The sequence below is a fragment of the Streptomyces sp. NPDC057445 genome (assembly GCF_042802855.1).
In the GTDB taxonomy this organism is placed as follows: Bacteria; Actinomycetota; Actinomycetes; order Streptomycetales; family Streptomycetaceae; genus Streptomyces.
Genome location: NZ_JBHVDH010000023.1, coordinates 1 through 12,029 on the forward strand (window position 1 = coordinate 1; position 12,029 = coordinate 12,029).

General features: G+C 70.9%; 1 protein-coding gene. It reads right to left on the minus strand.

The genetic code is table 11. The features are described from left to right. Positions 1–12,000 (minus strand): SDR family NAD(P)-dependent oxidoreductase (locus ACFU5O_RS31535; RefSeq protein ID WP_384245635.1); only part of this gene is annotated, 12,000 nt, incomplete at its 3' end. Between the last annotated feature and the right edge of the window lie 29 nt (positions 12,001–12,029).

The window sequence follows — 12,029 nt, forward strand, 5'->3', positions numbered from 1 at the left end:
ATCCGCACCCACCACCACAGCCCGATGCTCAAACCCGGACCGCCCCGCCAACGACCACGCCACATCCACCGGCCGCAACGCAGACTGCCCCGCCACACACGACCCGAGCCGCTCCGCCTGCCCCACCAACGCCCCCGGCGACCTCCCCGACAACACCCACGCCACCGGCAACCCACCATCAGTGTCGGGAAGCTCTGCCGGAACCTCAGTCGGCGCGAACTCCTCCACAATCACATGCGCATTGGTGCCACTCAGCCCGAACGACGACACACCCGCCCGCCGCGGACGATCCCCCTCCCGCAGCCACTCCCGCGCCTCCGACAACAACTCAACCGCACCAGCCGACCAGTCGACGGCTGACGTCGGAGCATCCACATGCAACGTCTTCGGCAGCACGCCGTGCCGCATCCCCTGCACCATCTTGATGATCCCGGCCACACCCGCAGCCGCCTGCGTATGCCCCAGATTCGACTTCACCGACCCCAACCACAACGGACGCCCCTCAGCCCTCCCCTGCCCATACGCCGCCAACAACGCCTGCGCCTCAATCGGATCACCCAGAACCGTGCCCGTCCCATGACCCTCGACCGCATCCACATCAACCGCAGACAACCCCGCAGACACCAACGCCTGCTCGATCACCCGCACCTGCGCAGGACCGTTCGGCGCCGTCAACCCGTTCGACGCACCATCCTGATTCACCGCAGAACCCGCCACCACCGCCAGCACCGGATGCCCAAGACGCCGCGCATCCGACAACCGCTCCACCAACAACACACCCACACCCTCGGAGAACCCCGTGCCGTCCGCCGCCGCGGCGAAGGACTTGCACCGGCCGTCCGTCGACAGCCCCTGCTGCCGGCTGAACTCGACGAACACCTCGGGTGAGGCCATTACGGTCACACCGCCGGCCACGGCGAGGGAGCACTCGCCGGAGCGCAGCGCCTGCGCCGCCAGATGCAACGCGACCAGGGACGACGAGCACGCGGTGTCCACCGTGACCGCCGGACCCTCCAGCCCGAACACATAGGACACCCGGCCCGAGGCGATCGAGCCGGTGTTGTTGTTGTCCTGATAGTCGTGGTACATCACGCCCGCGAACACACCGGTGGCGCTACCCCGCAGCGAGGCCGGATCGATCCCCGCACGCTCGAACGCCTCCCACGACGTCTCCAGCAACAACCGCTGCTGCGGATCCATCGCCAGCGCCTCATTAGGGCTGATACCGAAGAACCCGGCATCGAACTCCCCCGCGTCGTACAGAAATCCGCCCGAGCGCGAGTACGTTCGGTCGGGCACGCCCGGCTCGGGGTGGTAGAGCCGTTCGACGTCCCATCCACGGTTGGCCGGGAAGTCGGACACGGCGTCGACGCCGTCCGCGACCAGCCGCCACAGCTCCTCGGGCGAGGACACCCCACCTGGGTAGCGACACGCCATGCCGATGATCGCGATGGGCTCGTCGTCCGACCGGCGCGGGGTCGTGACCGGTGCGGGGCGGTGGTCGGTGCCGGACAGGGTGATGTCGAGGTGTTCGGCGACCGCGACCGCCGTCGGGTGGTCGAACACCAAGGTCGCAGGCAGTCGCAGGCCGGTGGTCGTGTTGAGCCGGTTGCGCAGTTCGACCGCGGTCAGCGAGTCGAAGCCGAGGTCCTTGAAAGCCTGGTCCGCGGCCACGGAGGCCGCCGACGGATGGCCGAGCACCTTGGCCACCTCTGTCCGTACCATTTCGAGGAGCACAGAGCCGCGCGCGCCGGGAGCGAGATCGGTCAAGCGTGCGTGCAGTGACTTGGCGGTGGGAGCCCCCGCGGTACGGCGGCCCGACGAGACCAGGGCGTGCAGCATGGGAGCGAGCGGAGTGGACGCGGCGACGGCGCGCAGTACGGGGAGGTCCAGCCGGACCAGGACCCGCAACGGTTCGTCGGCGGCCAGGGCGGCATCGAACAGCGCGAGGCCCTGGTCCACCGGCAAAGCGGGGAAGCCGTTGCGGCCCAAGCGGCGCAGTTCGGCGCCGTCCAGGCTCTCGCCCATTCCGCCTGACGCCCAGAGGCCCCAGGCCAGCGACACACCGGGGCGTCCCATGCCCCTTCGGTGGGCGGCCAGCGCGTCCAGGAACACGTTGGCAGCGGCATAGTTGCCCTGGCCGGGCGCGCCGAGGACACCGGACGACGACGAGAACAGCACGAACGCGGCCAGTGGACGGTCCAGGGTCAGCTCGTGCAGATGCCATGCGGCGTCCGCCTTTGCTCGCAGGACGGTGTCGAGCCGTTCCGGCGTGAGCGCGTCGACCACACCGTCGTCGAGTACGCCCGCGGTGTGCACCACACCGGTGAGCGGATGTTCGGCCGGAATGCCCGCCAGCAACGCCGCCAGCGCCTCCCGGTCGGACACGTCGCAGGCCGCGACGACGACCGTGGCACCCAGCCCGGCCAGCTCGGCCGCCAACTCCGCGGCGCCCGGAGCATCCATACCCCGGCGACTGGTCAGAAGAAGCCTGCGGACGCCGTGTGTCGTGACCAGATGCCGAGCGATCTGGCTGCCGAGACCTCCGGTTCCGCCGGTGACCAGCACCGTGCCGACTCCGTCGAGGGCCGGGGGCTCGTCGGAGCCGACGACACGTACGAGTCGCGGCGCACGCGGTTCGCCCTCACGCACGACGATCTCGGGTTCGTCGGAGACCGCAACCGCGGCCAGCGCCCTGGCGGACGCTTCGCTGTCGTCGCTGTCGATGAGTCCGAACCGGCCGGGGTGCTCGGCCTCCGCCGCGCGAGCCAGGCCGTGCACCGGGGCCGTCGCCAGGTCGATCGGGCCGGCACCGCACGCTGCGGCGTTCGAGGTGACGAGCATCAGTCGAGAGCCCTCGGCCCCTTCCAGCGCGAGCCAGTCCTGCATGAGCCGCAACGTGCGGCCGGTGACCGAGCGGATCCGGGCCGGCACATCGGCGCCGTCGGGCGGCTCGCACCAGGCCACCAGGCGGTCAGGCACCGGCGCGCCCTCGCCGACGGCTGTCGCCAGCGCGGCAAGGTTCGGATAGGACACAACGTCGTGGAAGCCGACGGGCGGCGCCTCTCCCAGCACTGCCAGTGTGGTCGTGGCGGACGACTGCGGAACGGGTGCCCACTCGATGCGGTACGCGGCGTCCTGGTCCGCGGCCCGGTTGTTGAGCTGGTCGGCCGCCACCGGGCGGGACACGATCGAACCGACCGACAACACGGGATTGCCCAGTGGGTCGGTGGCCCTGATCGTCACGCTGTTCTTGCCTGTCGGCGAGATCCGCACCCGCAGCTCGGTCGCGCCGGTGGCGTGCAGCGTCACGCCGGACCACGAGAACGGCAGGAGCGCGCCACCGTCCCTGTCCGGTGCGGCCACCAGTGGGGCATGGAGGCAGGAGTCGAGAAGCGCGGGATGCAGACCGAACCGCGTGGCGTCGGCGTGTGCCTGTTCCGGCAGGGACACCTCGGCGAACAGCTCTTCACCGCGCCTCCGGAGCGCACGCAGACCTTGGAAGGCGCCACCGTAGGTGTAGCCGTCGTCGAGCAACCGGCCGTAGCAGTCCTCTGTGGACACCTCGGCGGACCCGTCAGGCGGCCACTCGCCGGTATCGTGCGACGGTGCGGAGACCGTGGTGGCCAGCAGGCCGTCTGCATGTAGGGTCCACGGCGAATCATCGGCGATCCGGGAGTACACGCTCACCGGGCGGGAGCCGGATTCGTCCGGCCCGCCGACCACCACCCGCACTACCACCGCACCTTCCTCTGGCAGGGTCAGCGGTGCGTGAAGCGTCAGTTCGGCCAGCTCCGGGCAGCCCACGAGGTCACCCGCATGCATGGCCATCTCGACCAGCGCGGCACCCGGCAGGAGCACCACGCCCGTGACGGCGTGGTCGGCCAGCCAGGGATGAGTGGCTGACGAGATCCTGCCGGAGAGGACGAGTTCCCCGGAGCCGGGCATGGTGATGCCTGCGCCGAGGAGTGGATGGTCGAGCGGACGCAGCCCCGCGGACACGACATCGCCACCGCCGGCCCCGGCCCAGGCGTTTGACCAGTACTCCCGAGCATCGGCCCAGTAGCGTTGGCGTTGGAAGGGGTAGGTGGGCAGGTCGACACGGCGGGCGTCGCGGCCGGTAAGTGTGGCTTTCCAGTCGATGTCGGTGCCGTGGACGTGCAGGTCCCCCAGGGCGGTGAGCAGTGCGTGGGGTTCGTCCCGGTCCCGGCGCAAGGTAGGAACCAGCAGGGCCTCGTCGGTGTCGGTCAGGCAGTCCTGGGCCATGGCCGTCAGCACCGCATCCGGACCCACCTCCACAAACCGCGAAACGCCGAAACCCGCCAGAGTGCTCACCGCATCGGCGAACCGCACCGATTCCCGAGCGTGGCGCACCCAGTACTGCGGAGCGAGCACCTCCTCACCCGCAAGCCGCCCGGTCAGCGCCGACACCAACGGAATCCCCGCACGATGGAACGAGACCTCGCCCGCCACCGTCGCGAACTCCTCGAGCATCGGATCCATCAACCCCGAATGGAACGCATGCGACACCGCGAGCCGGCGGGCCCGGCGCCCCAACGCCTCGAACCCCGCCACCACCGCAAGCACCGCATCCTCGATGCCCGAGAGCACCACGGACGACGGACCGTTCACCGCCGCGATCTGCACACCCTCACCCAACAGCGGTACGACCTCCGCCTCGGACGCCTGGACCGCGACCATCACCCCACCCGAAGGCAGCGCCTGCATCAACAGTCCGCGCGCGGCCACCAGCCTGGCCGCATCCGCCAGACTCAACACCCCCGCCACATGAGCAGCCGCCAACTCCCCCACCGAATGCCCCGCCACAAAGTCCGGCCGCACACCAGCCGACTCCAACAGCCGGAACAAAGCCACCTCAACCGCGAACAACCCCGGCTGAGCCCACCCCGTCCCCTCCACCAACCCGGCATCCTCGCCCCACAACACCCCACGCAACGACCCCGGCAGAAACCCCTCCAACTCCCCCACCACCGCATCAAACACCTCAGCAAACACCGGGAACGCGCCATACAAACCCCGGCCCATCCCCAACCGCTGAGACCCCTGCCCCGTAAACAACAACGCCAACTTCCCACCCGAACCGGCCGCCGCAGTCGCCGTCTCGCCGCGCACCACCGATGCCAGACCGTCCAGAAGCTGCGCACGATCCGCACCCACCACCACAGCCCGATGCTCAAACCCGGGCCGCCCCGCCAACGACCACGCCACATCCACCGGCCGCAACGCAGACTGCCCCGCCACACACGACCCGAGCCGCTCCGCCTGCCCCACCAACGCCCCCGGCGACCTCCCCGACAACACCCACGCCACCGGCAACCCACCATCAGTGTCAGGAAGATCTACCGCAACCTCAGTCGGCGCGAACTCCTCCACAATCACATGCGCATTGGTGCCACTCAGCCCGAACGACGACACACCCGCCCGCCGCGGACGATCCCCCTCCCGCAGCCACTCCCGCGCCTCCGACAACAACTCAACCGCACCAGCCGACCAGTCGACGGCTGACGTCGGAGCATCCACATGCAGCGTCTTGGGCAGCACCCCGTGCCGCATGCCCTGCACCATCTTGATGATCCCGGCCACACCCGCAGCAGCTTGGGCGTGCCCGATGTTCGACTTCACCGAACCCAACCACAACGGACGCCCCTCAGCCCTCCCCTGACCGTAGGTCGCCAACAACGCCTGCGCCTCAATCGGATCACCCAGAACCGTGCCCGTCCCATGACCCTCGACCGCATCCACATCAACCGCAGACAACCCCGCAGACACCAACGCCTGCTCGATCACCCGCACCTGCGCAGGACCGTTCGGCGCGGTGAAGCCGTTCGAGGCTCCGTCCTGGTTCACCGCAGAACCCGCCACCACCGCCAGCACCGGATGCCCAAGACGCCGCGCATCCGACAACCGCTCCACCAACAACACACCGGCGCCCTCGGCGATTCCGGTGCCGTCCGCCGTGGCGGCGAAGGACTTGCACCGTCCGTCGCGGGACAGGGCGCGCTGCCTGCTGAACTCGACGAAGATCTCCGGTGTGGCCATCACGCTGGCCCCGCCCGCCAGCGCGAGCGAGCACTCGCCGGAGCGCAGCGCCTGCGCCGCCAGATGCAACGCGACCAGGGACGACGAGCACGCGGTGTCCACCGTGACCGCCGGACCCTCCAGCCCGAACACATAGGACACCCGGCCCGAGGCATTCGCGCCGGTGCCGCTGTTGCCCGCGTAGTCGTGGTACATCAGGCCGGAGAACACTCCGGTGCGGCTGCCCCGCAGGGCGGCCGGGTTGATGCCCGCCCGCTCGAAGGCCTCCCAGGCGCACTCGAGGAGCAACCGCTGCTGCGGATCCATCGCCAGCGCCTCGTTCGGGCTGATGCCGAAGAACCCGGCATCGAACTCCCCCGCGTCGTGGAGGAAACCGGCGTCCCTGGTGTAACTGGTGCCCGGGCGTTCCGCGGTCGGGTCGTACAGCTCATCGACGCTCCAGCCGCGGTCGGCGGGGAACTCCGAGATGGCGTCCACACCGTCGGCGACCAGCCGCCACAGCTCCTCCGGCGAGGACACGCCACCGGGATAGCGGCAGCTCATCGCCACGATCGCGATCGGCTCGTCGGCCGCCGCAGCGAGCCGTGTCGTGGTCTTCGGCGTGGTGTCCGTTCCGGAGAGCTCGCCGAGCAGGAAGCGCGCCATCGCGGCCGGCGACGGGTAGTCGAACGCCAGCGTCACCGGTAGCCGCAGATCGAGCGCCTGGCTCAGCCGGTTGCGGAACTCCACGGCGGTCAGCGAGTCGAAACCCATCTCTCGGAACGCACGGTCGGGATCGACTTCGGACGCCGAGGCGAACCCGAGGACGACCGCGACCCGGTCCAGGACGAGATCCAGTACCGCCTGCTCCCGGTCGGCCTCGGACAGCCCGGTGAGGAAGTCGGCGGACGGGTCCTGGGACCGGGCGGCGGACGCGCTGCGCCGGGCTCCGGGGAGCAGGAGGCGGAACAGCGCGGGCACCTCGGCCCGGCCGCGCATCGCGGCCAGGTCGAAGCGGGCGGGCAGCAGCGCGGGCTCGGTCCGCCGCACGGCCGCGTCGAACAATGCCAGGCCCTCGTCGTCGGTCAGACCGATCATGCCGTTGCGGGAGATACGGGCGCGATCGTCCGCGTCGAGTTTGCCGGTCATTCCGGTGCCCTGCGCCCAGAAGCCCCACGCGAGCGACTGCGCTGCCAGACCTCGCGCCCGCCGGTGCACCGCCAGGCCGTCGAGGAAGGCGTTCGCGGCGGCGTAGTTGCCCTGGCCCGGCGAGCCAAGGACTCCTGCCGCACCGGAATACAGCACGAACACGTCCACGTCGCCGACCAGTTCGTGCAGGTTGAGCGCCGCGTCCACCTTGGGCCGGAACACGGCGTCGACGCCTTGCGGGGTGAGGGAATTGATGGTGCCGTCGGCCAGCACACCGGCTGCGTGCACGACCCCGCGCAGCGGCCGGTCGGTGGGTACGGCGGAGAGCTCCGCGGCGAGCGCGTCGCGATCGGCGGCGTCGCATGCGGCGAACGTGACGGTGCGGGCGCCGATGGCGGTCAGTTCGGCAGCAAGGGCGTCGGCGCCGGGCGCATCGGGCCCGCGACGGCTGAGCAGCAGCAGGTGCCGCACACCGTGCCTGGCGACCAGGTGTCGGGCGAGCAGCCCGCCGAGTGTGCCGGCACCGCCGGTGATGAGGACGGTTGCGTCCGGGTCGAAGGCGCCGGGCTCCTCCCCGTCCTCGGTGCCTTCGGTGTGGGTGTCGGCCGGCACCCGGACGAGCCTGGCCGCGTACAACTGGGTGCCACGGGATATCAGCTGTGGCTGTCCGGAGGCGATGATCGCGGGCAGCGGTTCGGACAGCGGGCCGTCGGTGTCGGCCAGCACGATCCTGCCGGGATTCTCCGACTGAGCCGAACGCACCAGTCCCCATACCGCGGCGCCGGCCAGGTCGGTGAGTGGTTCGTCGTCCAGGGCTGCGGCGCCGCGGGTGTGAACGAGGAGGGTCGAGTCGGCGAACCGGGGGTCGGTCAGCCAGGTCTGCAGGACTTCCAGCACGCGATGCGTGGCGGCGTGCACAGTGGCGCGGTCCGTGCCGGGTTCGACGGCCAAGGTGACGACGTCCGGAACGGTGACGGTGTCGGCCGCCTGGTCCCAGCCGACGGCGGACACGGGTCGGGCCGATTCGTCCGCCACCGGGGTCCACGAGAGTTTGTGCAGGGCGTTGCGGACCGTCTGCGGGGTCTCGGCGGACGGCTCGGCCGATGTCGGCCGCAGCACGACCGAGGCGACCGAGACCACGGGGGAGCCGGACGGGTCGGCTGCTTCGAGTGCGACCTCGCCTTCGCGGACAACAGTCAGCCGTACCCGCAATGCGGACGCCCCGGAGGCGTGCAGGGTGACGCCGGAGAACGCGAACGGCAGCATGGCCTGCTCGCCGACCGCGCCGGTCAGCGCGCAGGAGTGCAGTGCGGCGTCCAGCAGCGCCGGGTGCAGGCCGAATCGCTGCCCGCGGGGCTCGGGCCCATCTGTCCCGTTGGAGGTACCGCCGGAGATCCCGGCGGAACCGGCAAAGGCGCCATCAGAGGTACCGGGAGAGGTCCCCGTCGGTTCGGGCAGTTCGACCTCGGCGTACACGTCGTCGCCGTCGCGCCAGAGCGCGCTCAGACCCTGGAACACGGGACCGTAGCTCAGTCCGGTCGCGGCCAGTTCGTCGTAGAAACCGTGGAGGTCCACGGCCGTCGCACCCGCCGGCGGCCACTGCGCCGGATCGTCCGGGGCCGCTGCGGACTCGGGGGTGAGCAGACCTGTTGCGTGGCGCGTCCACGGCACGTCCTCGGGCGCGTCCTCGGGGCGGGCGTACACATGCACCGGCCGGACGCCGTGCTCCCCGGCGGCGCCCACCAGGACCTGGACCTGGGTGCCCACGCCGCCGGCGAGCACCAGCGGGGCTTCGATGGTCAGCTCGCTCACTGCCGGGCAGCCGATCTCGTCGCCCGCGCGAACGGCGAGCTCCACGAAAGCGGTACCGGGGAGAACGGTTGAGCCGAGCACGGTGTGATCGGCCAGCCAGGGCTGCGTGACCGTGGAGAGCCTGCCGGTCAGCACCACCCCGTCCGACGCCGGAGCGGCCACGACGGCGCTCAGCAGCGGATGGCCGGCCGCGCGCAGGCCTGCGCCCGCCACGTCACCCTCTGCCGTACCGGTCGCGTCGAGCCAGTAGCGGGCCTGCCGGAAGGGGTACGTGGGCAGGTCGACCCGGCGGGCGCCGGGGTGGATGCGCGGCCAGTCGACGGTGACGCCGTGCACGTGGACCTCGGCGAGCGAGGACACGAACCGGTCGAGGCCGCCGTCGTCGCGGCGCAGCGTGCCGGTGGCGATCGCGGGCGCCCCGGCGTCGGCGAAGGTCTCCTCGAGGCCGAGCTTGAGCATGGGGTGTGCGCTGGACTCGACGAACACGTCGAATCCGGCGTCGACCATGGCGCGGGCGGTGTCGGCGAAGCGGACGGTCCGGCGCAGGTTGCGGTACCAGTACTCGGCGTCGAGTTGGGCGGTGTCGAGGAGGCCACCGGTCACCGTGGAGTAGAACGGCACGTCGCCGCGGCGCGGCCGTACCGGCGCGAGCAGCTCCAGCAGCCGGTCGCGGATGCCTTCGACGTAGTGGGAGTGCGAGGCGTAGTCCACCTGGATCATCCGGGCGCGGACGCCGGAGGCGGTCAGTTCGGTGTGGAGTCGCTCCAGGGCATCCCGTTCGCCGCAGACCACGACCGAACCCGGGCCGTTGACCGCGGCCAGTGACAACTGATCCTGGTCACGCAGATGGGCCGCGGCCGTCTCTGCGGACAGCGCGACGGACATCATGCCGCCCAGGCCTGCCAGTTCGCCCGCGATCAGTCGGCTGCGCAGGGCGACCACTCGTGCGCCGTCCTCAAGGGACAGGCCGCCCGCCACGCATGCCGCGGCTATCTCGCCCTGGGAGTGGCCGATGACGGCGGCGGGCTCCACGCCGTGGGTCCGCCACAGTTGCGCGAGAGAGACCATGACCGCCCACAGAGCGGGCTGCACGACGTCGACGGCTTCCAGGGTAGGCGCGTCCGGCTCTGCGCGGAGTACGGCGAGCAGATCCCAGTCCACGAAGGGCCGCAGGGCTTCGGCGCATTCGGCCATCCGCCGCGCGAACTCCGGGGACGAACGCAGCAGTTGCACCGCCATTCCGGTCCACTGGGAACCCTGGCCGGGGAAGACGAACGCCACTTGCGGGCCGCCGCGTGCGCCGCCCCTGACCACGTTCGCCGCGTCGCGGTGACCGGCCAGCGCAGTCAGTCCGGCCACCAGTTCGGCTGTGTCCGTGCCGGTGACCACGGCCCGCCTGCCGAGCGCTGCCCGCGAGGTGGCCAGCGAGTACCCGACATCGGCAGGGTCGAGGTCACCGGCGGTGACGAAATCGGCCAGTTGCCCGGCCGTGTCGGCGAGCGCGTCACGATCGCCGGCCGAGATCACCCAGGCATGGGCTGCGGGGGCATCCTGAACGCCGGTGGCCTGGTGGGGCAGTTCGGGGTGGGACGGTTCGTCCGGAGCGTTCTCCGTCAGAGGAGCCTCTTCGAGGATGACATGGGCGTTGGTTCCGCTGACACCGAAGGAGGAGACCCCGGCCCGCCGGGCGTGGCCGTGGTCGGGCCACGGACGGGCCTGGGTCAGCAACCGCACGGTGCCAGAAGACCAGTCCACCTTGGACGAAGGTTCGGAGACGTGCAGGGTCCCCGGCAGCACGCCGTGCCGGAGGGCCATGACCGTCTTGATGACTCCGCCGACCCCGGCGGCGGCCTGGGCGTGGCCGAAGTTGGACTTCAACGAGCCCAGCCACAGCGGCCGTTCCTGTGCGCGGCCTTGGCCGTAGGTGGCGATGAGCGCCTGCGCCTCGATGGGATCACCGAGTGTGGTGCCCGTTCCGTGGCCTTCGACCATGTCGACCTGGGCTGCCGGCACCTGGGCGTTCTCGAGGGCCAGCCGGACGACCCGTTGCTGCGAGGGGCCGTTGGGCGCCGTGAGACCGTTGCTCGCGCCGTCCTGGTTGACCGCGCTGCCCCGGACCACGGCCAGTACCTGGTGGCCGTTGCGACGGGCTTCGGAGAGTCGTTCCAGCAGCAGCACACCGGCGCCCTCCGCCCAGCCGGTGCCGTCCGCGCTGTCGGAGTACGCCTTGCAACGGCCGTCCGGTGCCAGCCCGCGCTGGCGGCTGAACGCCACGAACGGCGCCGGGGTGCACATGACCATCACGCCACCGGCCAGTGCCATCGTGCACTCCCGGCGGCGCAGCGCCTGTACTGCCAGGTGGAGTGCGACCAGCGAGGACGAGCACGCGGTGTCCACGGTGAGCGTGGGCCCTTCCAGGCCCAGGGTGTAGGCGACACGGCCGGAGATCACGGAAGCCGCCGCGGCGGTGCCGAGGTAGGCCTCGGCCGCCTCGGGGGAGGCGTTGAGCAGGTCGCCGTAATCCTGGTAGCCGGATCCGGTGAACACACCGACGGGCTTGCCGCGCACGGCGTCCGGGGCGATCCCCGCCCGTTCGAACACCTCCCAGGACACCTCGAGCATCAGCCTCTGCTGCGGGTCCATGACGACGGCCTCGCGTGGGGAGATCCCGAACAGTCCGGCGTCGAAGCGGGTGGCGTCGTACAGGAATCCGCCTTCGGCCACATAGCTGGTGCCCTGCCGGCCGGAGCCGGTGGCGAGCAGCCGGTCCAGTGGCCAGCCCCGGTCGGTCGGCAGCGGACCGACCGCGTCCACGCCGCCTGCCACCAGGTCCCACAGCGCTTCGGGCGTGCGCACACCGCCGGGGTAGCGGCATGCCATGGCGACGATCGCGATCGGTTCGCGGTCGGCGTTCTCCGCCTCGTGCAACTGCTGCCTGGTCTGCGCGAGATCGGCTGTCACCCGCCGCAGGTAGTCGAGAAGCTTCTGGTCCTCGGCCATCACACTGTCCTCGTCTGCATGGTCGGGTG